Source organism: Gaetbulibacter sp. M235 (assembly GCF_043876835.1).
Lineage (GTDB): Bacteria > Bacteroidota > Bacteroidia > Flavobacteriales > Flavobacteriaceae > Yeosuana.
Map to the genome: position 1 here is coordinate 18,175 of NZ_JBAWJZ010000006.1, position 22,760 is coordinate 40,934.

A 22,760-nucleotide genomic window follows, 5' to 3' on the forward strand; every position below is an offset into this window, starting at 1 on the left:
CTTATTTTAAACTATCTAAACAATTTTGTTTTAAGTCGTCATTAATTTTCCTTTTTAAAAGAAAGTAAGTTAAGAAGTAAAAAGGTAAACCAATAATTAGTAATGCTATACTTGGTTTACGTTTTACCTTATTAATATTCTTGTAAAAAGCAATTATGTTCAAGTAACTTTTAATATAATAAACGATATATAAAAACAGAGAAACTAAGCTTATTTGTATAGTTGCTGAAGCTAATGAAGGGAATTTATTATTTCTAAAAACAAAAAACAATATTAAAAGGATTACTCCTATGGTATATAAGGTTATTGAAAATTTTGAATGGTCATTGAAATCGTTACTTATTTTTTTGGATATAACAAATTCTTCTTTTAGATTGACACCATTATTTTTTAGTTCATTGTAGTAAATACCTCTCGAATTTAAAATTTTTATAGCTTCATAACGATAGGATTCTTCATAATTATGAGCTTCGTGATTTTTAATGACATCGTATAATTTTTCATTTTTGAAAGACATTAAAAATTTATAATCTAACTCGTTATCACCGTTTATTTTTAATAACTTTTTTATAGGTTCTATGAAATTACCAAAACTAAATAATCCTCTGTCCGCCGTTGCCCTTTTTGTTAAAACAATACCAAGAGGCAACATAATTAATGTTGAAAACCAAGCCGCAATTACTGGGTTAAATGTTCCGTTTTTTGCACTGTTTGTGGCAAAAATTCCAATAAAGTGATAGGTTAAAAAAAGTAAAATGGCAATAACCATAGGTAGTCCAATACCACCTTTTCTTATTAATGCACCTAACGGAGCGCCAACAAAAAATAAAATGATACAGGCAAATCCTAAGGCCAATTTTTCATGTAAAGCAATAACATGTTTATTGAAATTAATAGCTGATATTTTAAAACCAGACTTCCTTGTGTTGATTATTTGATTGGTACTTCTTGTTGAGTTTAATGCTATGTTAACTATTTGTGTTTTGTTCTTTGTTTCAAAAAGATCTAAAATGTTGCCTTTATAAATAGAGTCGGTTTTTTTAAGTTTTTCTCTTTTTAAAGAGTTGGTAAAGGCACGTTCGTATATGGTTTTAGAAAAATCGGTGTATTCTTCCTTGGTCTTTACTGTTAAAGAATCTAAGGTGTAATTTAAATCCTTAACATTTAGCATGTTATATTTATTGGTAATAGATTTATCATCATCTAATTCGGTTTGGGAATTTAAAGATGATAAATCAATATTAATGGTATATTTATCAAAGGCACTTTTTGCAAAAGGCGCTTTGTTTTTTTCTCTAATATTTTTTGGCTTTAAATCGTGATAGTAGTTACCATCTTTCAATACCAACTTTAGAACATCTGATGCTTCGTCACTTATTAATTCACCAGTTTTAGATTTTATGGTTGTGGCATTGGTTCTTCCATCGGTTCCTTTAATGTGAATAATAACATCTTTTAAATATTGCCCTTTATCACCGCTTTTTTCTTCAACTTTAATATTGTAGGCTTCAATTTCATTAAATTGACCTTCTTCAATAGCCAAAGCAGGTTTCAGTTTTGCAATATTTTTTCTCAGGTTAAACGAGTTGTATTCTGCCCAAGGAATAACATTGTTCGAAAAGAAAAAGGTTGTAATTCCTAGTATTACAATAAAAACACTTAACCCAGACATGGCTCTCATAAGTGAAATTCCGGTAGATTTCATAGCTGCAAACTCATAGTTTTCAGCAAAATCTCCAAAAACCATGATCGAAGCCAAAAGAATAGTTAGTGGTAATACTAATGGAATTAGTTTAGGAATAAAGTATATTAAGAATTTAAATATAATTTCAATATCTAAATCTTTCCCTGCTAATTCCCTGATATAAAGCCAAATAGTCTGTAATACAAAAATCAGCATGAGTATTAAAAACACGCTGATAAAAGTTTTAAGATACGAGGTTATTATGTAACGGTCTAATATTTTCAAGAGCTACTTAATCTAATTTATTGATGTAGTAATCTTTGTATTTATTAGCATCAAAGGTAAATAAGGTTTTCGATAAAGGCTCATTTGTTTTGAAAGAATTCACAGTAAGTGTTGTTTTAGTTCCGTTTTTGCCAATTTGAATTAAATTATAAATATGTTTGGTTTGTGAATCAATACCAAGAAGGATATATTTAATTTCAGAATTTGAATCAATAGGAATTAATTTAACGTATTGAATTTTTCTTCCTTTTACATCTTGAAGAATGTCCATTGTGCTGGTATAACCGTTTTCATAAAACGATAACATTTTACTTGGTGCAATTAAATCTTCATCATCGTCTTTTTTTGTAGAAACAGTTACCTCTTCATCTTCTGGACTAATATTGTACAATGTTTTTCCATCAAACAAACGCGTAACACCAAGAATATTCAATTTGTATTTATCTCCTTGTAAAACAACATCACCTCTGGTTTCTTGTTTAATGTTTTCAGAAGTGTTTTCAAGCACGTATTTAAAGTCAATTGAAATATTTTCATAGCTATTCACTTTATTAGATACGTCTTTTAATAATGCTTTTCCGCTTTTTTGAGCAAAACTGTTCATGTTAAATAGTACAAAAAGTACTAATGCTAAATGCTTCATTTTTTTATAAATTATAAATTTTCATTTTCTAATAGTCTATCTAAAGACGTTAAATCACTAACTAAAACCTGTCTGGCTTTACTGCCTTCAAAAGGACCAACTATTCCAGCAGCTTCTAATTGATCGATTAATCTGCCTGCACGATTGTATCCCAGTTTAAGTTTACGTTGTAAAAGAGAGGCAGAACCTTGTTGTGCTGTTACAATAACCTCTGCAGCTTCTCTAAATAGTTTGTCTCTGTCCGATATATCTATATCAAGACTTGTGCCGCTTTCTTCTCCAACATACTCTGGCAGCAAAAATGCGTCAGGATATGCTTTTTGTGAGCCAATAAACTCAGTTATTTTTTCAATTTCTGGTGTGTCAACAAAAGCACACTGAACTCGAATTAAGTCATTTCCTTGAGTGAAAAGCATATCACCACGACCAATAAGCTGGTCGGCACCAGAACCGTCAAGAATGGTTCTAGAATCTATTTTTGAAGTTACTCTAAAAGCGATTCTGGCAGGGAAATTGGCTTTAATAATACCTGTAATAACATTAACAGACGGTCTTTGAGTCGCAATAATTAAATGAATTCCAATAGCTCGAGCAAGTTGAGCTAAACGCGCAATCGGGGTTTCTACTTCTTTACCGGCAGTCATAATTAAATCGGCAAACTCATCAATAACTAAAACTATATAAGGTAAAAATTGATGTCCTTCGTTGGGATTTAATTTTCGTGCTTTAAATTTTACGTTATACTCTGCAATGTTTCTGCATAAAGCATTTTTAAGCAACTCATATCGGTTATCCATTTCAATACATAAGGAATTCAATGTATTGATAACCTTTGTGTTGTCTGTAATGATAGCGTCCTCACTATCTGGTAATTTTGCTAAATAATGGCGTTCAATTTTATTGAAAAGTGTAAGCTCTACCTTTTTAGGATCAACCAAAACAAACTTAACTTCTGCTGGATGTTTTTTATACAGTAATGAGGTTAATACGGCATTTAATCCAACAGATTTTCCTTGACCGGTAGCTCCAGCCATAAGTAAGTGAGGCATTTTTGCTAAGTCAACTACAAATGTTTCGTTGCTGATGGTTTTTCCTAAAGCTATTGGAAGCTGCATTTCTGAACTTTGAAATTTTTTAGAAGCAATCACAGAACGCATAGAAACAACTGTAGCATTTTTATTTGGCACCTCAATACCGATAGTTCCTTTTCCAGGAATTGGAGCAATAATACGGATGCCTAAAGCAGAAAGTGATAAAGCAATATCATCTTCAAGATTTTTGATTTTTGAAATTCTTACACCAGCATTAGGAACAATTTCATATAATGTTACTGTTGGTCCAATAGTAGCTTTAATACTAGCAATACCAATACTATAATTGTTTAAAGTTTCAACAATTTTATTTTTATTGTCTTCCAGCTCTTCTTGATTGATTGTAATGCCTTCAGAATCGTACTTTTTTAATAAATCTAAATGTGGAAACTGGTAATTTCCTAACTCTAAAGTTGGGTCAAACAAACCGAAATCTTCAACCAGTTTATTTGCTAAATTATCTGTTTCAGAAAGTTCTTCTTTGGTTTTTTCAACCACCATTTCAATATCAGATTCAAAAGTGTCATTCTTAATTTGAATATCTAATTCTGGTTCAGGTTTTGAATCTTTTTTTGGTGCTGGCTTTTTTTCTTCTAAAGGAATATCTAAAGCAGATTTAATGGCTTCTGCCTCAAGAGATAAATTATTGTCTAAAGCTACGGTATAATCTTCATCGTCTTCAGATTTAATGAAATCATCTTTTAAATTGTTTTTTGCTGATTTAAATAATTGAATAAAATTTTGAGGAGTCAGTTTAAAACGAACTGCCAGAAATACTATTAAAACAAAAAGAAGTAAAAAAACGGTGCCTATTTTGCCCAAATAATCTTGTAGATATGAGTTTATTTCAAAACCAATGGTGCCACCAAGAGAATCATAAAAATTACTAAAAAAACCAAAAAATGCAGATAACCAAATAATAGTTAAAATGCCCCAAAACCAATGACTTCTTAGTTTTGCTTTATTTGTATCAAGAAGGATGTATAAGCCAGACAGAAAAATTAATCCAGAAAAGATAAAAGAAGAAACTCCAAAACCTCGTAAAATAAAAAAATCGCTTAACCAGGCTCCAGATTTATTCAGCCAATTATCAGCTTTAACAGTTCTGGTTGTAAAATTTGAAATAGTACTTTGATCTGCTTTCCCTGTAAAGAAGAAAGAGATGAATGCGATACATAATAAGATACCAAAAATGACTAAAAAACTTCCAAAAATAAGCTTTTGTTGACTAGACAACTTAAAGCTTAAAAATTTTCTTTTTTCTTTTGGAATTTTATTAGTTTTAGTTTTACTCTTCGCCATTAATGCGCTATTATTTTAAACAAAAATACAAATTACTACCATTAACGAAACTATATTTTAAAAAATTGCAAAATGATAATTTCTAACAATCTATAATATAATGAAAGAAAATTTAAAGGCTAAATTAATATAGAGTTAGGCTTTTAAACTTTTTAAAAAATTTTAGGAATATATATTATTAAACCTACGACAATAGCAAAAAATGAAGCAAAAAAAACTGCGCCAGCAGAGATGTCTTTAATTAACCCTATTTTATTATGTTTTTCTGGATGAATAAAATCTGCAATTTCTTCAATGCCAGAATTAATGCCTTCAATACCCATAACCAATCCAATAGCCAAAATTTGTGCAATCCATTCAGTTTTAGAAATATTAAAATAAAATCCTAATATGGTAATTATTATCGCAATAGCAAATTGAACTTTTATACTGGCCTCTGTTTTTAATAGATATATAGCACCTTTTATAGCAAACCCTATACTTTTTATCCTGTTAATAAAAAAGGAATCCTCTTTATTCATAAATTAATGTCTGTTTCTAAAGCTTTTTTGCATTACTATTAAGAGTAGCTGTTGCCTTTTTTTAATAGGCGATAAAAGTAATAATAATTATGCCTTTGCTACTAAATTATTCGAAATTGTTTGCTAATATCTGTTATTGAAATTAATGTACAGAAATTTTTTAAACATATATAAAATCTATTTTAAAATGACGCTTTAATAAATTTTATTGATTTTAATATAATATTTTAAGATAGACTCGCTATTTATTTTGACAAGTAATTCTTAACTTTATAAAATCGAGAATAATTCAAATTAAACTTAATAATAAAGCTTATGAGCAATTCAGAAAAAGGGAAATGTCCAGTAATGCATGGCGGTAACACAGAAGTAAAAGAATCTGTAATGAGTTGGTGGCCCAATGCATTAAATCTAGATATTTTACACCAGCATGACACTAAAACAAACCCTTTAGGGAAAGATTTTAATTATCATGAAGAATTAAAAAAACTTGATGTTGAAGCTCTAAAAAAGGATCTTCATGATTTAATGACAGATAGTCAAGATTGGTGGCCAGCCGATTGGGGACATTACGGTGGACTCATGATTCGTATGGCATGGCACGCAGCGGGTTCTTACAGAATATCTGATGGCCGTGGTGGAGGCGGAACAGGAAACCAACGCTTTGCACCTTTAAATTCCTGGCCAGATAATGTAAGTTTAGATAAAGCAAGACGTTTGCTTTGGCCAATTAAAAAGAAATATGGCAATAAAGTAAGTTGGGCCGATTTAATTATTTTGGCAGGAACTATTGCTTACGAAAGTATGGGTCTAAAAACTTTTGGTTTTGCTTTTGGTAGAGAAGATATCTGGGGCCCAGAAAAAGATGTTTATTGGGGTGCTGAAAAAGAATGGTTGGCTCCAAGTGACGAACGTTATGAAGATGTAAGCAAGCCATCAACTATGGAGAACCCATTAGCAGCTGTTCAAATGGGATTAATTTATGTAAATCCAGAAGGGGTTAATGGAAAACAAGACCCTTTGAAAACAGCACTTCAAGTTCGTGAAACCTTCAGAAGAATGGCTATGAACGATGAAGAAACCGTTGCCTTGACCGCTGGCGGACATACCGTCGGTAAAACACACGGAAATGGTGATGCTAGTATTTTAGGACCAGTACCAGAAGCTGCTCCAGTAGAAGCTCAAGGGATGGGTTGGGCAAACCCAACACGAACAGGAGTAGGACGTGATACTGTAACCAGTGGTTTGGAAGGTGCTTGGACAACAAACCCAACAAAATGGGATAATGGTTTCTTTGAAATGTTATTTAACCATGAATGGGAATCAAGAAAAAGTCCAGCAGGTGCTAACCAATGGGAACCTGTAAGCATTAAAGAAGAAGATAAACCAGTTGATGTTGAAGATATTAAAACACGTCATAACCCTATGATGACTGATGCTGATATGGCTATGAAAATGGATCCAATCTATCGTGAAATTTCATTGAAATTCATGAATGATTTTGATTACTTCTCTGATACATTTGCTCGTGCTTGGTTCAAATTAACCCACAGAGATTTGGGACCAAAAGACCGTTATTATGGACCTGATGTTCCAAAAGAAGATTTGATTTGGCAAGATCCAATCCCAAAAGGTAATAAAGATTATAATGTAGATGCAGTTAAAACTAAAATTGCAGCTTCAGGATTGTCTATATCTGATATGGTTTCTACTGCTTGGGACAGTGCAAGAACATTTAGAGGTTCCGACTATAGAGGAGGAGCTAATGGAGCACGTATACGTTTAGCACCTCAAAAAGATTGGGAAGGTAATGAACCAAAAAGATTGTCAAAAGTTTTATCTGTTTTAGAACCAATTGCTTCAGAATTTGGAATCAGTATTGCTGATACTATTGTTTTGGCAGGAAATGTAGGTGTTGAAAAAGCGATTAAAAATACAGGAATGAATGTTAGTGTTCCTTTTTCACCTGGTCGTGGAGATGCAACAGATGCTATGACTGATGCCGAATCTTTTGAACCACTAGAGCCATTGGCAGATGGTTACAGAAACTGGTTGAAAAAAGATTATGTGGTTAGCCCTGAAGAATTGATGCTAGATTGCACTCAATTGATGGGATTAACCGCTCCAGAAATGACGGCTTTAGTAGGTGGCATGCGTGTTATGGGAACCAATTATGGTGGAACGAAACATGGAGTACTTACAGATAAAGAAGGAGCTTTGACCAACGATTTTTTTGTAAATTTGACGGATATGGCCAACTATTGGAAACCCACAAACGGTAATTATGAAATATGCGACCGCAAAACAGGAAAGGCCAAATGGACAGCTACTAAAATTGATTTGGTATTTGGTTCAAACTCTATTTTAAGAGCTTATGCAGAAGTTTATGCGCAAGATGACAGCAAAGAAAAATTTGTGAAAGATTTCGTGAAAGCTTGGACCAAAGTGATGAATGCAGATCGATATGATTTGTCTTAAAGAATTTTGATTAACTATAAAAACAAAAAACCACTTCGAAAGAAGTGGTTTTTTAATGCAATTATTTTCTTTTTCTTATTTGTCAATGGAACCAAGTACACGAGACATAAATGTATTTAATGCCTCTTTTTTTGTTGTACCTTCTTTTACCATTTTGTTTACTTCAATTGCTCCGTACATATTAGAAATAAGTTCTCCAATAACATCAAGTTCTTCATCTTTTAATGTTGTAACCTCTGTTAAACTTTCAAGAGTTTCAATGGTTTCTACAACAAAATCCTCGTCGTTTTCTTCAATAAACTGAGTTAAATGTTTAATTATTGGTAACTTCATCTACTAAATCTTTTAAAACTTCAAATTTGTTTGTTTGAACTTGATTTACGAAACTTCCTTTTCTAAATGTGGCAAATGTTGGTAAATTATCAACTGTAGCTAATTTTCTGGATTCAGGAAATTTTTCAGCATCTGCAATAACAAATGCAATGCTTTCATTTTCTGAAGCAAGTTTTTTAACTTTTGGTTTCATTATTCTGCAATTACCACACCATGTTGCAGAATATTGTACCACAACGGTATCATTATTCGCAATGATTTCCTGCAGATTGTCAATTTCTAATTCTTGAAGCATAGATATTAATTTAAAATAGTTGATAAATATTCAGCAGTTGAATTTCTATCAGCTTTCATAGCATCTTTGCCTTCTTCCCAGTTTGCTGGACAAACTTCACCATTTTTTTGAACATGGGTCAAAGCATCAACTAAACGCAAATATTCATTCACATTTCTGCCCAATGGCATATTATTAATACTTTCATGTTGCACAGTTCCTTCTTCATCAATAATATAAGTTGCTCTGTAAGTTACATTGTCACCTTCAACAGTTACAACTCCAGTTTCTTCATTGTATTGCTCGTTTGAAATATCTAAAATTCCTAATGTTGACGCTAAATTTCTGTTTGAATCTGCTAAAATAGGGTAGGTAACACCTTCAATTCCACCATTGTCTTTTGGAGTATTTAACCATGCAAAGTGAACTTCAGCAGTATCACAAGATGCTCCAATAACAATTGTATTACGTTTTTCAAACTCAGCTAATGCAGATTGAAACGCATGTAATTCAGTTGGACATACAAAAGTGAAATCTTTTGGATACCAAAATAAAAGTACTTTTTTGTTATTGTTAACTGCTTCCTCTAAAACGTTTACTTTAAAAGTATCGCCCATGTCGTTCATTGCGTTAACATTTAAATTTGGAAATTTTTTTCCTACTAATGCCATATTAAAATTTTAAAAAGTTAAATTAATTTTTTGCAAACATAAGCCTAGAAAAGACTAATTTTTACACTCATTAATTATTAATATTTATACAGCAATAGCTTAAAAAGATGGGTTTAAAATAAACCATGAAATTTTATTATTTTGATAAAAATAAGTAAGTAAAAATATCAACTTAATAAAAAATATAAGAAAAGGATGAATATTATTTTTTTGCTAATTCTTTAATTTTAATTTTTAGTGCTGCAAATAAAAGGGTAGTGAAAGGACTTAACCAGTTGAAAATGGCATAACCTGCATAATGCAAAGTGTCAACACCTAAAACACCGCTTTGGTAAGCTCCGCAAGTATTCCAAGGAACTAAAACTGAAGTGACTGTTCCGCTATCTTCTAAAGTCCTGGATAAATTTTCAGGTGCTAAACCTTTGTTTTTAAAAGCTTTAGCGTACATCTTACCTGGAACTACAATAGCTAAATATTGATCACTTGCCGTAAGGTTTAAAGCTAAGCAACTTGCTACTGTACTAGCGAATAATCCGAATGTTGTATGAAATAGTTTTAATAATGCTTTACTGATAGTTGTTAATGCACCTATGCCATCCATGATACCACCAAAGGTCATGGCACAAATGATAAGCCAAATTGTTCCCATCATTTTAGCCATTCCGCCAGCTTTGAATAATCCTTTTAAGGCTTCATTTTCTGTTGGAATGAAAGTATCAGAAGTTATTGCATTCATAATGCCTTTATAGCCTGTAGTGAAATCTAAAGTTGTGCCTCCACCTATGGCAACAACTATGTTTGGTTGAAATATAAGAGCAGCAATTCCACCTAAAATAGTTCCAAATAAAAGAGCTATCAATGGAGATGTTTTTTTAACAATTAAAATTATTACGATTATAGGAACTACAAACAACCACGGACTAACGTTAATTGCGGATTCAATGGATTGTAAAATTTCATGTGTATCTGCAGTTCCTTTAGGTTCAAGATTTAAACCAATAATTACAAATACAATAAGTGTAACTATAATTGTTGGTACAGTTGTAATAAGCATATATCTTATATGTGTAAATAAATCGGTTCCTGCCATAGCAGGCGCTAAGTTTGTTGTATCACTCATAGGTGAAATTTTATCTCCAAAATAAGCACCAGATAAAATGGCACCAGCAGTCATACCCAAAGGAACACCCAAAGCCTCTGCTATTCCAATTAAAGCAATACCAACAGTTGCAGAGGTAGTCCAACTGCTTCCAGTAGCAACTGAAATAATGGAACAAATAATTACACAGGCTGCAAGAAAAATTGTTGGATTTAAAACCTGTAAACCATAATAAATCATGGTTGGAATGATGCCACTTATTAACCAAGTACCAGCTAAAGCACCAACCATTAATAATATTAGAATTGAACTTGCTGTTGATTTTATGTTTTCAGCAACTTCTTCAATCATTTGTTCAAACTTTACTTTATTAAATACGCCAACTATTGCAGCGACTGCTCCACCCATTAATAAAATAAATTGATTTGAACCGCTAAGGGCATCTTCACCAAAAGTATATACATTGTAAGCTAGCATGCCAACCAGTGCAAACACAGGAATTAATGCTTCCCAAATATTTAATTCTTTGTTTTCTACAATATGTTCATCTTGTGGTACTCTTGGTTTAATGTCTTGGCTTTTCATAAAAAAATGTAAAATTTACTTTTGAAGTGTAATGTTACGCTTTTAGAATAAAAATAACAAATAGAAAAAAGCCGAAAGATATCTTTCGGCTTTTAATGTGATTGTATTAATTATATTTAAAATGTTATTAATCCAAAATATTGAGCTGTTTCATACATGCATGCATCATTTGATAGGTTCTTTCAATGTCATCATCTAATCCTATAGAAAAGCGAACTAGCCCATTGCTTAATCCCATTTCTTTTTGTTCTGCTTCAGGTATTTCACTAGATGTAGATGTTCCTGGGGCGCTGAATAAGGTTTTGTAAAAGCCTAAACTAACAGCTAAATAACCAAGATTATTATTTTGCATAAGTTCCATAAGTTCATTGGCTTTGTCTAATGTGCCAACATCAATGGTTAACATGCCGCCAAAACCATAATCAGAGTGCATCATGCTTTTAAATAATTCATGTGAAGGATGCGATTTTAAGCCAGGATAAACAGTTTTCAAGCCATCTGACTCAAACTTTTCTGCAAGATATAATGCATTTTTACTGTGTTGTTTTATTCTAATATGAAGTGTTCTTAGGTTCTTTAAAACAGATGCTGCTCTTAAGCTATCCATTGTTGAACCCAATAACATGCAAGCACCATCATTGACATTTCGTAAGTCATTTATAAATTGTTGAGTGCCACAAACTACTCCACCAACAGTATCACTAGAACCATTTATAAACTTAGTTAAGCTGTGAATAACAATATCAGCACCTAAAATAGCTGGAGAAATTGAAAGTGGAGAAAAGGTGTTATCTACAATTAATTTTAAGTTATGTTTTTTTGCAATTTTAGCTAAAGCAGGAATGTCAGCTACTTCTAAAAGAGGATTGCTTACAGATTCACAATATAATACTTTAGTGTTTTTATTAATGGCTGCTTCAACAATATCAGGTTTAGTAATATCAACAAATGTAGTTTCTATTTGCATTCTAGGAATGAAATTTTTCAAGAAGGCATAAGTACCTCCATAAATTGTACGGCTACTTACAATATGGTCTCCAGCTTGGCAAAGTTGCAAAAGAGCAGGTGTTATTGCTCCCATACCAGATGCGGCAACGTTTGCAGTTTCAGTTCCTTCCATGGCAGCTAATGCTTCACCTAAATATAAGTTTGATGGGGAAGAATGTCTGGAATATAAATAGCAGCCATCTGCATTTCCTTCAAAGGTGTCAAACATGGTTTTTGCTGAAAGAAACGTATAGGTAGAGGAATCTGAAATAGAAGGATTTACTCCTCCAAATTCTCCAAAATATTGTAAATCTTGAATATTGTTAGCAGGTTTAAATGACATAATTTTAGTTTTAATTTATATCAAATTTCACAAATTATAGTTTAAAAAACAATGAATAGTTTTTTATTAAGAAAATAAAACTATAAAATGTTATATTTACAGTTAATAAGTTATTAGTAATTGGTTTTAGTGAATTATTTAGGAAAATTTTTCAATTATGGTATTAGATGTTATTGATAAAAAACTATTGGTCTTTTTACAGCAAGACTGTAAACAAACCAATAAAGAACTTTCAAACAAATTAAATCTTTCGGTTACTGCAGTTTACGAACGGATTAAAAAACTTGAAAAAGAGGGTATTATTAACAAATACGTCGCTTTAGTTAGAAAAGAAAAAATTGATAAGGCATTTGTAGTATTTTGTCATATTAAACTCATTCAGCATTCACAGGAATATGTTATTAAGTTTGAACGTGAAGTGGCTAATTTAAATGAAGTATTGGAGTGTTACCATATAAGTGGCGATTATGACTATTTGTTGAAAGTATTGGTTAAAGACATGGAAGCTTTTAGAGAGTTTATGGTTAATAAATTAACCAATATCAATCATATTGGAAGCACTCACAGCATGTTTGTAATAAGTGAAGTAAAACATACAACAGCCATAAATGTTTAAAAATGAAATCAGCCACTTATAAGCTTATAGAATTATTTTCAATTTTTATTTTGGTTCCTGTTAGTTTTACTTTCTCATTTCCGTTGTGGATTAAACTAACTATTGGTTTTTTTGGATTTATTTACATTATTTATGTGTTACTGAAAATTGAAAAGGAACAACTTAAAATTGCGCCAAGCTTAAACTGGAAATTGTTTTGGAAGCAAACAATTATAAAATTTTCAATTATTATTTTTTTAACCACACTTTTTGTTTGGTTTACAAATAAAGAAGCACTTTTTAATGTTGTAATAAGTAAACCCAAATTATGGATAATATTCACATTTATTTACGGGTTGTTCTCGGTATATCCTCAAGAATTAATTTACAGAACATTTTTCTTTAACAGGTACAAAGCCTTATTTAGAGGAGAAAATCAATTTATTTTTTTTAATGCAATAGTGTTTTCTTTAGGGCATATTTTTTTTAAAAATACGTTGGTTCTTATCATCACTTTTTTAGGCGGGTTACTTTTTGCAATAACTTTTAAAAAATCTAAATCTACGGTATTAGTTTCCATTGAGCATGCAATTTATGGCTCTTGGTTATTTACTGTTGGAATGGGAGCTATGTTAGGATTTCCTACTTAATGAATTGTAATTATCTTAATCTAATGTTTTTTGCTATTTTTATACAACGAAAATTATAATTTAAAAAAATGAAAAAAACGTCTCTCTTTTTATTAGGAATTATTCTAGGTGCATTAGCAACCTATTTTTTTTGTCCACGTTTGCCTAAAGGTGAGGATGTGGAAACAAAAATTATAAAGCCAATGGGTGTTATTACACAAGCCCAGGCAAAGGCTTTAAATGATAATTGGACACTTCACAGAAAAGCAGCTGTAGATTCTGCTGCTCAAAAACAAGGAAGGAATCAAGATGACCGTTCAACGTGGTGGTCATTAAAGGATGTAGAAGATTATCTTGCGTATGCAAAAAACCAATCCGATAGTTTGGGATACGACATGAATGGCATTCGTGTGTATTTAGGCGTTTATGGTAAGAATGCTGGACAAGCCAAAAAGGATTTAACTACCATGTTTATGGTGCCTACTGGAAAAAAATCAATGTCAAAAGCCAGTAGCATCAATTTAATGTTACCGGCACCAGGTGGAGATTTACCGGTAGATCCTTTAAATGAAGGACAAGGCGGTGGTAATAGTTATCCACAATAACAAGTGCAAGAATTTTTATTAAATAATTATAGTTTTTTAACACATTTTGTTGAAGTTTTGTCAGCTTTAACAGGAATATTTTTATTTAATAAATATAAAAATTCAATATCAAAATATTTTATTTACTTTCTAGTATACCTGTCTATCTGTGAGGCTATTAATACATATACATGGTTAGTATTTCCAGATAAAATATTAAGTTTTCTTGTTGGCACCATTATAGAAAAAAATTATTGGTGGACTACTTTGTATTGGAAAATTGGAGCTATCATGTTTTTTGCATTTTATTACAATAAAATATTAAGATATAAATCATTTAAAAAAATTATATCCTATAGTGCTTTAAGTTTTTTATTTTTTTCAATCTCATATATAGTGTTACATTGGCAAGCATTTTTTGTTAAATTTTTTCCCATAATAAGTATTTTGGGAGCAGTTATTATTTTTCTATGTTCTGTTTTTTATTTTATAGAAACCTTACAAGGAGATAGTATTTTAAATTTTTATAAATCATTGAATTTTTATATTAGTGCGGCTATTTTTATTTGGTGGCTAATTATTACACCCATAGTTTTTTATGACAACTATACAACTTATGAAATTAGTGTTTATGAAAGAGATTGGGATTATATAAAATTGAGAAGGCTTATTTATTTATCTGCTAATTTATGTATGTATTTAACATTTACATTTGCTTTAATTTTTTGTAAACCAGATATTGAAAATGACTAATTTTTTAACTCTTTTTCTAACACAATTAAAATCAGTTTCAACTGCTTCAGAACGCTATTTGTTAGTGTATATGATTATGGTATTAATTATCATAACATCTTTAGTTATTGTATTTTTTGTAGTATTTCAAAAAAGAAAAAACAAATTGCTTTTAGATAGAATTAGACAGCAACAGGCTTTTGAAGAAGAGATTACTAAAGCTCAAACCGAAATACAAGAGCAAACTTTAAAAAATATTGGTTGGGAATTGCATGATAACGTAGGCCAGTTATTGGCCTTTGCAAGTATGCAATTAAGTATTTTAAAAATGCAGGTTTCTGATGATGTAAAAGAAAAGTTTAAAGATACTTCTGAAGCATTAAAGGAAAGTTTAAAGGAAGTTCGTTCATTATCAAAATCATTAAACAATGAAGTGGTACTGAATATTGGTTTTGAAAAATCAATAAATAATGAGCTAGACAGGTTGAAGAAAATGAAATTTGCTTCGGCAACTTTAGAAGTTAAGGGTGAGAAAGTTGAATTTAATAACAGAAAAGATGAGATAATTATTTTCAGGATTATACAAGAATTTTTATCAAATTCTGTAAAATATTCTGAAGCAAAACACCTAAAAATCAAACTTCAATATGAACCGGATTATTTAAAGATAATTGCTTCTGATGACGGCAAAGGATTTAACATAAACAACGTAGAAAAAGGCTCTGGATTGCTTAATATGGAAAGTAGAGCAGCGTTAATTAATGCTCAATTAAATCTTGTTTCAAAACCTGAAAAAGGGGTACAATTAACTCTGGAATACCCATTTAAAGTAACCTAAAAATACTTTAAGAAGAATTTTATAAGCTTTATTTTTCCTTTATAAGGAGCGTAACGCAAAGGCACATCTAACCAATTGCCTCTTTTTACCACTGGTTTTTTATGTGAAAATGTATAAAAGGTGTGTTTGCCGTGATAAGCGCCAATACCGCTTGAGCCTACACCTCCAAAAGGTAATTTTGGGTTTGCAAAATGAACAATAGTATCATTAATAGCGCCACCTCCAAAAGAAAAACTGGTAATCATTTTTTTTGCAAATGTTTTGTTGGTACTAAACACATATAATGATAAAGGTTTGTAATATTTTAAAATAATGCTTTTAATGTCTTCTTCATTTGAATAGCTTAAAACTGGCAAAATAGGTCCAAAAATTTCATCTTTCATCACTTCACTATCCAATTTGGGTTCATTTATAACGGTAGGAGCCATGTATAATCTTTCTTCATCAATTTCACCTCCAATAATGATGTTTTCATTTTTGAGCAGGTTTCTCAACCTAGATAAATTATTGGAGTTTATTATTCTGGCAAAATCGTTAGATTCTTGAGGATTTTTTGAATAAGAATTTTCAATTTCATTTTGAAGCGCTTCAATAAATGCCTGCTTTACTGAATAGTGAATAATTATATAATCTGGAGCAATACAAGTTTGTCCAGCATTTAAAAACTTGCCCCACACAATTCGTTTGGCAGCTAGTATAATATTAGCAGTTTCATCAACAATACAAGGGTTTTTCCCACCGAGCTCTAAAGTTGTTGGTGTAAGATATTGTGCGGCGGCTTGAGCTACAATTTTGCCTACGTTTACACTACCGGTAAAGAAAATATAATCCCATTGCTGTTTCAACAATTCTTGGGAAACCTTTGCATCTCCTTGAACTACTGCTACAAAATGCTCTTCGAACACAGATTTTATTATTGTCTCAACAATTTTTGATGTGTTTGGAGTTAATTCACTAGGTTTTAACACAACAGTATTGCTAGCAGCAATAGCACCAATTACTGGTAATAATGATAGTTGAAAGGGATAATTCCAAGGAGCAATTACTAAAACTGTTCCGTAAGGTTCATAATATATTTTATCGGTTGATGGGAAGTTTAAAAATGACGGAAACACACGTTTTGGTTTAGCCCAAGAGTTTAATTTCTTTATGGTTAAATCAAGTTCAGAAAGAACAAGTCCCGTTTCAGATAAAACAGATTCAAATGCTGGTTTTTTAAAGTCAGCGTATAAAGCATCAATGATGATTTGTTCATTTTTAATGATTTCAGATTTTAAACGCAATAACGTTTTTCTTCTGAAAGCTAAAGATTTGGTTTCTTCAGTCAAGAAAAAAGCTTTTTGGTCATTAACTATTTTTGAAATCATGTATGTAACGATTTAAAGTAAATCTACAAAAATTATACACATGCATCCCAAATAACATCTTTTGGCAAAGGAGCAGTTATTTCGATAGGTTCGTTTTTTACAGGGTGAATGAATGATATGTGTCTGGCATGTAAATGAATGCTTCCATCTTCATTGCTTCTGTCAAAACCATATTTTAAATCGCCTTTAATTGGGCAACCTATTTGTGATAATTGTGACCTGATTTGATGATGTCGACCAGTTTCTAATGTTACTTCGAGAAGATAATAATTGTTCAATTTTTTAATCACGCTATAATGAAGAATAGCCTTTTTGCTTTCAGGAACTTCTTTGTTATAAACATATGATTTATTGTTTTTTGGATTCTTTTTTAACCAACCAATTAAAGTGTCTTTATCTTTTTTTGGCTTCTCTTTTACAATAGCCCAATAAGTTTTAACAATGTCTTTTGAAACAAAAAGGGCATTAAGTCTTGGTAAAATCTTACTTGTTCTGGCAAAAATAACTAAACCTGTTGTAGGCCTGTCAAGACGATGAACAACTCCTAAATAGACATTTCCAGGTTTGTTATATTTTTCTGCAATATATTCTTTTACAACATCGCTTAAAGGTTTGTCGCCTGTTTTGTCGCCTTGTACAATATCACCAGCTCGTTTATTTACAACGATGATGTGATTGTCTTCATACAAGATTTGAAGATTGTTTTTATTAGAAAGAACTTTAGGCACTAATATTGTTCTTTATCACTTGGGAAATCATTACTCTTTACATCGGTAACATATTGAGAAATGGCATGAGTCATGTCTTCATATAAATTCATGTACCTGCGTAAAAAACGTGGATTAAATTCATGCGTCATTCCTAGCATATCATGAAGCACTAAAACCTGTCCGTCAACACCATTACCAGCACCAATTCCAATAATTGGAATGCTTACACTTTCAGCAACTTGTTTCGCTAATTTGGCAGGGATCTTTTCAAGTACAATTCCAAAGCATCCAATACGCTCTAACATTTTAGCATCTTCAATTAAATCTTCCGCTTCTTGTTCTTCTTTGGCTCTAACAGTATAAGTTCCAAATTTATAGATGGATTGTGGCGTTAATCCTAAATGCCCCATTACAGGAATTCCAGCATTTAAAATACGTTTAATGGATTCTTTAATTTCTTTTCCACCTTCCATTTTAACCGAATGAGCACCACTTTCTTTCATAATCCTAATGGCAGAACGCAAGGCTTCTTTTGGATCACTTTGGTAGCTTCCAAAAGGTAAATCTACTACTACAAGTGCTCTATCCACAGCGCGAATAACAGAAGATGCGTGATATATCATTTGATCTAAAGTAATTGGTAGAGTGGTTTCGTGACCTGCCATGACATTACTTGCCGAATCACCAACTAGAATAACATCAATGCCAGCACCATCAACAATCTTTGCCATGGAATAATCATAAGCTGTTAGCATGGATATTTTTTCGCCATTGGCTTTCATATCAACCAACGTTTTTACAGTAATTCGTTTGTATTCTTTTTTAGCGACTGACATAGTTTGTTTTTTATAAGATGTAAAAATACTAAATTATATGATGAGAGGGATATTGTTAAACTTTTCTTTAACTGTATTTAGTAAAACAATATATCGTTTATATTTATTAAAAATTAAACACCATGACCAGAATTATAGCTTATTTGTGCATTGTTTTAACTTCAACATTATATGCACAAGACGATGAAACTATTAAAGTTAAAGCAGCTGTTGATACTTTTTTTGAAGGATTTCATAAAGGAGATACTATACTTATGAAATCTGTTATGATGGATAAAATATTATTACAAACCACTTATACAAATAAAGAAGGTAAAAATGTTTTAGTTACCGAAGAACCTTCAAAACTAATAAATGCTATTGCAAATAGAACCAGCGACCAAAAATGGGATGAGCGCTTATTGGACTATAAGATTCAAATTGATGGCATTATGGCTAATGTATGGACGCCCTATGAGTTTTGGTTTAATGATGCGTTTAGCCATTGTGGTGTAAATTGTTTTCAGCTATTTAATGATAATGGACAATGGAAAATAATTTATTTAATTGATACCAGACGTAAACAAGATTGTAATCAACCATAAATATTTTTCAGTTAACAATCCGACAAATTGACGCCAATAGCTAAACCACCTTCAGAGGTTTCTTTGTATTTAGAATTCATGTCTTTTGCCGTTTCCCACATAGTTGAAATCACTTTATCTAAAGGAACTTTTACATGTTCTGGATTTGTTTCTAAGGCTAACTCAGCCGCATTAATAGCTTTTAATGCACCCATTGAGTTACGTTCGATACAAGGTATTTGAACCAGTCCGCCAATAGGATCACAGGTTAATCCTAAATGATGTTCCATGGCAATTTCGGCAGCAATTAATACCTGTTCTGGTGAGCCGCCAAGTAATTCTGTCAAAGCACCTGCAGCCATAGCAGATGAAACACCAATTTCGGCTTGACAACCACCCATTGCTGCAGAGATTGTAGCACCTTTTTTAAAGATGCTCCCTATTTCTCCAGCTACTAGCAAGAATTTTTTAATGTGCTCAAAATCGGCTTTATGGTTTTCAATAACCATATAATACATAAGTACAGCAGGAATAACGCCAGCACTTCCATTAGTTGGAGCGGTAACAACACGTCCTAAAGAGGCATTTACTTCATTTACACTTAAGGCAAAACAGCTTACCCATTTAAGAATTTGCCTAAATTTAACTTCTGTTAATCTAATAGTTTCCAGCCATTCTTGAGGATTATTATAGGGTAAATCGCCTTTTAAATTTTTCAGGATGTCATTTGCTCGTCTTCTAACATTTAAACCACCGGGAAGATTACCTTCTGTATGGCAACCAATATACATACACTCCAACATGGTATTCCAGATACGTTGTAACTCAAAATCTATTACTTCTGGTCGACGGATTGATTTTTCATTTTCTAATACAACTTCAGAAATTGACATATCCAATTCTTTACAGTAAGTTAAAAGTTCCGTTCCCAATTTAATTGGATAAGGAAATGTGTTGAATAGTTCCTTGTTTCTTTTGGCGTTTTTCCGTTCTTCCTTGACCACAAATCCGCCACCTATAGAGTAAAATGTTGACTTTAGATTTTTTCCATTAACTGTGGCTGTAAACACTAATCCGTTGGCATGAAAAGGTAAAAATTTTCTGTTGAAAACGATATGTTTTTCAGGCTTGAATTCAAGTGCCATCTCATTGTTAAAAAGGATTGTATCAGTCTTTTTTATAGAATCAATAATGGTGTTAATGTTGTCTATTGGAATCAATTCAGGATTAGCGCCGCTTAACCCAAGCATAATGGCTAAATCTGTTGCATGTCCTTTTCCTGTTAATGATAACGATCCGTATAAATCTACTTGGATGTTTTCAACTTTGTTAAAAATATTGGCTTCTTTCAATTCTTTAATCCATCGTTCAGCAGCTCGCCAAGGTCCCAAGGTATGCGAACTAGAAGGCCCAACCCCAATCTTTAACATGTCAAAAACAGAAATACACTCCATATATTAATAACTAAATTTTATGCTCATAAAAATAGTTTTTTCAATTGAACTGTAATATAAAATGGTTTAAAGTTTAAAATTTTAAAATGACAGGTTGTCAGTTTTTTGTTGTTGGCATAATCATTGACTTTAACACCATGAATTTAAAAACGAACATTCAACACAATAAAAAATAAATTATGAGTAAAATAATTGGAATCGATTTAGGAACAACCAACTCTTGCGTTTCTGTAATGGAAGGTAATGAACCAGTTGTTATCCCGAATGCAGAAGGTAAACGTACCACACCATCGGTTATCGCTTTTGTTGAAGGAGGCGAAATCAAAGTTGGTGACCCAGCAAAACGCCAAGCAGTTACAAACCCAACGAAAACTGTTTATTCTATTAAGCGTTTTATGGGAAATAAATATTCTGAATCAAAAAAAGAAGCAGATCGTGTACCATATAAAGTAGTAAAAGGTGATAATGATACTCCAAGGGTTGATATAGACGGACGTTTATATACGCCTCAAGAATTATCAGCTATGATTCTTCAAAAAATGAAGAAAACTGCTGAAGATTATTTAGGTACTACAGTAAGTGAAGCTGTTATTACAGTTCCAGCTTATTTTAATGATTCTCAACGTCAAGCTACTAAAGAAGCTGGAGAAATTGCAGGTTTAAAAGTTAGACGTATTATTAACGAACCAACAGCTGCAGCATTAGCTTATGGTTTAGATAAAAAAGGTAAAGACCAAAAAATAGTTGTATTTGACTTTGGTGGAGGAACACACGATGTATCTATCCTTGAATTGGGAGACGGTGTATTTGAAGTATTATCAACAGATGGAGATACTCACTTAGGTGGTGATGATGTTGATGAAAAAATCATTAATTGGTTAGCAGATGAATTTAATGCTGAAGAAGGAATGGATTTACGTAAAGACCCAATGTCTTTACAACGTTTAAAAGAAGCAGCTGAAAAAGCAAAGATAGAGTTATCATCTTCTGCGCAAACAGAAATTAATTTACCATATATCACAGCTACTGCAAGTGGACCAAAACACTTAGTGCGCACATTAACACGTTCTAAATTTGAACAATTAATTGATGATTTGGTAAAACGTACTATTGCGCCTTGTGAATCAGCTTTAAAAGCTGCTGGTTTAAGTAAAAGTGATATAGATGAAGTTATTTTAGTAGGTGGTTCTACACGTATTCCTGCAGTTCAAGCAGCCGTAGAGAAATTCTTTGGAAAAACACCAAGCAAAGGAGTTAACCCAGACGAAGTAGTATCATTAGGAGCCGGTATCCAAGGTGGTGTTTTAACTGGAGATGTTAAAGATGTATTATTATTAGATGTTACTCCATTGTCATTAGGTATTGAAACTATGGGTAATGTAATGACGAAACTTATAGAAGCCAACACTACAATTCCTACTAAAAAATCGCAAGTATTCTCAACAGCTGCTGATAATCAGCCATCGGTAGAGATACATGTATTGCAAGGAGAACGTGCTATGGCAGGTGATAATAAAACTATTGGTCGTTTCCATTTAGATGGTATTCCTCCAGCAAGAAGAGGAACACCACAAATTGAAGTGACTTTTGATATTGATGCTAACGGAATTATTCACGTTACAGCAGGCGATAAAGCAACTGGTAAAACGCAAGATATTCGTATTGAAGCTTCTTCTGGTTTAACTGAAGAGGAAATCAAAAAAATGAAAGCAGATGCTGAAGCTAATGCTGAAGCAGATAAAATAGCAAAAGAAAAAGCTGAAAAATTAAACGCGGCTGATGCTATGATTTTCCAAACAGAAAGTCAATTAAAAGAATTTGGTGACAAATTATCTGATGATAAAAAGAAACCAATTGAAGAAGCATTAGAAGAACTTAAAAAGGCTTATGAAACTAAAGACATTGCTGTAATTGATCCTGCTTTAGAAAAAATAAATGAAGCTTGGAAAGTTGCTTCTGAAGAAATGTACAAAGCGCAAGCTGAAGCTCAACAAGGAGGTTCACAACCAGGTTCAGATGCAAGTCAAAACGGACAATCTACAGAAAGCAGTGATGTAGAAGACGTAGACTTCGAAGAAGTCAAGTAGCTTATCCTGAGCAAAGTCGAAGGGTAGACTTTGAGGAAGTAAAATAATTATTATTATGCTGAACTTGTT

At 31.9% G+C, this 22,760-nt stretch carries 21 protein-coding genes; 8 read left to right on the forward strand and 13 right to left on the reverse strand.

Translation table 11 applies throughout. The annotated features are described in order from the left end of the window. Position 1: 1 nt before the first annotated feature. From V8G69_RS10685 to V8G69_RS10700, 4 genes are all read right to left on the reverse strand, one after another. Complete coding sequence (locus V8G69_RS10685; RefSeq protein WP_394881910.1) at positions 2 to 1,969, reverse strand: LptF/LptG family permease; 1,968 nt, start codon at positions 1,967 to 1,969, stop codon at positions 2 to 4. Between the two features lie 7 nt (positions 1,970 to 1,976). Further along, entirely contained in the window at positions 1,977 to 2,612 is a 636-nt protein-coding gene (locus V8G69_RS10690; protein WP_394881911.1) for an outer membrane lipoprotein carrier protein LolA, read from the reverse strand. An 11-nt stretch (positions 2,613 to 2,623) separates the two neighbouring features. Continuing rightward, positions 2,624 to 5,005, reverse strand: a complete 2,382-nt coding sequence (locus V8G69_RS10695; RefSeq protein WP_394881912.1) for a DNA translocase FtsK — start codon at positions 5,003 to 5,005, stop codon at positions 2,624 to 2,626. Between the two features lie 152 nt (positions 5,006 to 5,157). Beyond that, positions 5,158 to 5,526, reverse strand: coding sequence for a diacylglycerol kinase (locus tag V8G69_RS10700; protein ID WP_394881913.1), 369 nt, complete (start codon positions 5,524 to 5,526; stop codon positions 5,158 to 5,160). 315 nt (positions 5,527 to 5,841) lie between these two features. Here V8G69_RS10700 and katG point away from each other — a divergent pair, with 315 nt between their 5' ends. Beyond that, positions 5,842 to 8,004: a catalase/peroxidase HPI gene (gene katG, locus V8G69_RS10705; protein WP_394881914.1), complete on the forward strand. Its 2,163-nt coding sequence runs from the start codon at positions 5,842 to 5,844 to the stop codon at positions 8,002 to 8,004. Between the two features lie 75 nt (positions 8,005 to 8,079). Here the strand turns inward: katG and V8G69_RS10710 are convergent, their stop codons facing one another. The 5 genes from V8G69_RS10710 to V8G69_RS10730 all read right to left on the reverse strand — a co-directional run bounded on the left by V8G69_RS10710 (position 8,080) and on the right by V8G69_RS10730 (position 12,296). Next, positions 8,080 to 8,337, reverse strand: a complete 258-nt coding sequence (locus tag V8G69_RS10710; protein WP_394881915.1) for a DUF6952 family protein — start codon at positions 8,335 to 8,337, stop codon at positions 8,080 to 8,082. Beyond that, entirely contained in the window at positions 8,318 to 8,632 is a 315-nt protein-coding gene (locus V8G69_RS10715) for a thioredoxin family protein (protein WP_394881916.1), read from the reverse strand. Before V8G69_RS10715 ends, V8G69_RS10710 begins: the two co-directional genes overlap by 20 nt. A 5-nt stretch (positions 8,633 to 8,637) precedes the next feature. Beyond that, entirely contained in the window at positions 8,638 to 9,282 is a 645-nt protein-coding gene (locus V8G69_RS10720; RefSeq protein ID WP_394881917.1) for a peroxiredoxin, read from the reverse strand. A 202-nt stretch (positions 9,283 to 9,484) separates the two neighbouring features. Beyond that, positions 9,485 to 10,966, reverse strand: a complete 1,482-nt coding sequence (gene nhaC, locus V8G69_RS10725; protein ID WP_394881918.1) for a Na+/H+ antiporter NhaC — start codon at positions 10,964 to 10,966, stop codon at positions 9,485 to 9,487. Positions 10,967 to 11,093: 127 nt separating this feature from the next. Continuing rightward, entirely contained in the window at positions 11,094 to 12,296 is a 1,203-nt protein-coding gene (locus V8G69_RS10730) for an aminotransferase class I/II-fold pyridoxal phosphate-dependent enzyme (protein WP_394881919.1), read from the reverse strand. 157 nt (positions 12,297 to 12,453) lie between these two features. On the opposite strand from V8G69_RS10730, the gene V8G69_RS10735 reads away from it, so the two are divergent. The 5 genes from V8G69_RS10735 to V8G69_RS10755 all read left to right on the forward strand — a co-directional run bounded on the left by V8G69_RS10735 (position 12,454) and on the right by V8G69_RS10755 (position 15,674). Then, a complete protein-coding gene (locus V8G69_RS10735; protein ID WP_394881920.1) occupies positions 12,454 to 12,912 on the forward strand; it encodes an Lrp/AsnC family transcriptional regulator in 459 nt (152 codons plus the stop codon). 2 nt (positions 12,913 to 12,914) lie between these two features. After that, positions 12,915 to 13,541 (forward strand): CPBP family intramembrane glutamic endopeptidase, encoded by a 627-nt coding sequence (locus tag V8G69_RS10740; RefSeq protein ID WP_394881921.1) that lies wholly within the window; start codon positions 12,915 to 12,917, stop codon positions 13,539 to 13,541. Positions 13,542 to 13,609: 68 nt separating this feature from the next. After that, complete coding sequence (locus V8G69_RS10745; RefSeq protein ID WP_394881922.1) at positions 13,610 to 14,125, forward strand: hypothetical protein; 516 nt, start codon at positions 13,610 to 13,612, stop codon at positions 14,123 to 14,125. A gap of 3 nt (positions 14,126 to 14,128) precedes the next feature. Next, a complete protein-coding gene (locus V8G69_RS10750; RefSeq protein WP_394881923.1) occupies positions 14,129 to 14,857 on the forward strand; it encodes a hypothetical protein in 729 nt (242 codons plus the stop codon). Then, positions 14,850 to 15,674 carry a sensor histidine kinase gene (locus tag V8G69_RS10755; protein ID WP_394881924.1) on the forward strand — a complete coding sequence of 275 codons (825 nt, stop codon included), beginning with the start codon at positions 14,850 to 14,852 and terminating at the stop codon, positions 15,672 to 15,674. The genes V8G69_RS10750 and V8G69_RS10755 overlap by 8 nt, the downstream gene beginning before the upstream one ends. Here the strand turns inward: V8G69_RS10755 and V8G69_RS10760 are convergent. The 3 genes from V8G69_RS10760 to panB are packed head-to-tail and all read right to left on the reverse strand — an operon-like array spanning position 15,671 to position 18,587. Continuing rightward, positions 15,671 to 17,041, reverse strand: coding sequence for an aldehyde dehydrogenase (locus tag V8G69_RS10760; protein WP_394881925.1), 1,371 nt, complete (start codon positions 17,039 to 17,041; stop codon positions 15,671 to 15,673). The two genes, V8G69_RS10755 and V8G69_RS10760, sit on opposite strands and share 4 nt — an antisense overlap. A 32-nt stretch (positions 17,042 to 17,073) precedes the next feature. Continuing rightward, positions 17,074 to 17,769: an RluA family pseudouridine synthase gene (locus V8G69_RS10765; RefSeq protein WP_394881926.1), complete on the reverse strand. Its 696-nt coding sequence runs from the start codon at positions 17,767 to 17,769 to the stop codon at positions 17,074 to 17,076. Beyond that, positions 17,769 to 18,587 carry a 3-methyl-2-oxobutanoate hydroxymethyltransferase gene (gene panB / locus V8G69_RS10770; protein ID WP_394881927.1) on the reverse strand — a complete coding sequence of 273 codons (819 nt, stop codon included), beginning with the start codon at positions 18,585 to 18,587 and terminating at the stop codon, positions 17,769 to 17,771. Before panB ends, V8G69_RS10765 begins: the two co-directional genes overlap by 1 nt. A gap of 122 nt (positions 18,588 to 18,709) precedes the next feature. Between panB and V8G69_RS10775 the strand changes: the two genes are divergently transcribed. Further along, positions 18,710 to 19,171 (forward strand): nuclear transport factor 2 family protein, encoded by a 462-nt coding sequence (locus V8G69_RS10775; protein WP_394881928.1) that lies wholly within the window; start codon positions 18,710 to 18,712, stop codon positions 19,169 to 19,171. Positions 19,172 to 19,182: 11 nt separating this feature from the next. On the opposite strand, the gene V8G69_RS10780 is transcribed toward V8G69_RS10775, so the two are convergent. After that, complete coding sequence (locus tag V8G69_RS10780) at positions 19,183 to 20,604, reverse strand: L-serine ammonia-lyase (protein ID WP_394881929.1); 1,422 nt, start codon at positions 20,602 to 20,604, stop codon at positions 19,183 to 19,185. A gap of 179 nt (positions 20,605 to 20,783) precedes the next feature. On the opposite strand from V8G69_RS10780, the gene dnaK reads away from it, so the two are divergent. Then, positions 20,784 to 22,691 (forward strand): molecular chaperone DnaK, encoded by a 1,908-nt coding sequence (gene dnaK, locus V8G69_RS10785; RefSeq protein ID WP_394881930.1) that lies wholly within the window; start codon positions 20,784 to 20,786, stop codon positions 22,689 to 22,691. The last annotated feature ends 69 nt before the right edge of the window (positions 22,692 to 22,760 follow it).

Bases quoted from the DNA above. Each gene is read 5' to 3' on its own strand.
- V8G69_RS10690 (WP_394881911.1), bottom strand. From the start codon at position 2,612: ATGAAGCATTTAGCATTAGTACTTTTTGTACTATTTAACATGAACAGT.
- V8G69_RS10695 (WP_394881912.1), bottom strand. From the start codon at position 5,005: ATGGCGAAGAGTAAAACTAAAACTAATAAAATTCCAAAAGAAAAAAGA.
- V8G69_RS10700 (WP_394881913.1), bottom strand. From the start codon at position 5,526: ATGAATAAAGAGGATTCCTTTTTTATTAACAGGATAAAAAGTATAGGG.
- katG (WP_394881914.1), top strand. From the start codon at position 5,842: ATGAGCAATTCAGAAAAAGGGAAATGTCCAGTAATGCATGGCGGTAAC.
- V8G69_RS10710 (WP_394881915.1), bottom strand. From the start codon at position 8,337: ATGAAGTTACCAATAATTAAACATTTAACTCAGTTTATTGAAGAAAAC.
- V8G69_RS10715 (WP_394881916.1), bottom strand. From the start codon at position 8,632: ATGCTTCAAGAATTAGAAATTGACAATCTGCAGGAAATCATTGCGAAT.
- V8G69_RS10720 (WP_394881917.1), bottom strand. From the start codon at position 9,282: ATGGCATTAGTAGGAAAAAAATTTCCAAATTTAAATGTTAACGCAATG.
- nhaC (WP_394881918.1), bottom strand. From the start codon at position 10,966: ATGAAAAGCCAAGACATTAAACCAAGAGTACCACAAGATGAACATATT.
- V8G69_RS10730 (WP_394881919.1), bottom strand. From the start codon at position 12,296: ATGTCATTTAAACCTGCTAACAATATTCAAGATTTACAATATTTTGGA.
- V8G69_RS10735 (WP_394881920.1), top strand. From the start codon at position 12,454: ATGGTATTAGATGTTATTGATAAAAAACTATTGGTCTTTTTACAGCAA.
- V8G69_RS10740 (WP_394881921.1), top strand. From the start codon at position 12,915: ATGAAATCAGCCACTTATAAGCTTATAGAATTATTTTCAATTTTTATT.
- V8G69_RS10745 (WP_394881922.1), top strand. From the start codon at position 13,610: ATGAAAAAAACGTCTCTCTTTTTATTAGGAATTATTCTAGGTGCATTA.
- V8G69_RS10755 (WP_394881924.1), top strand. From the start codon at position 14,850: ATGACTAATTTTTTAACTCTTTTTCTAACACAATTAAAATCAGTTTCA.
- V8G69_RS10760 (WP_394881925.1), bottom strand. From the start codon at position 17,041: ATGATTTCAAAAATAGTTAATGACCAAAAAGCTTTTTTCTTGACTGAA.
- panB (WP_394881927.1), bottom strand. From the start codon at position 18,587: ATGTCAGTCGCTAAAAAAGAATACAAACGAATTACTGTAAAAACGTTG.
- V8G69_RS10775 (WP_394881928.1), top strand. From the start codon at position 18,710: ATGACCAGAATTATAGCTTATTTGTGCATTGTTTTAACTTCAACATTA.
- V8G69_RS10780 (WP_394881929.1), bottom strand. From the start codon at position 20,604: ATGGAGTGTATTTCTGTTTTTGACATGTTAAAGATTGGGGTTGGGCCT.
- dnaK (WP_394881930.1), top strand. From the start codon at position 20,784: ATGAGTAAAATAATTGGAATCGATTTAGGAACAACCAACTCTTGCGTT.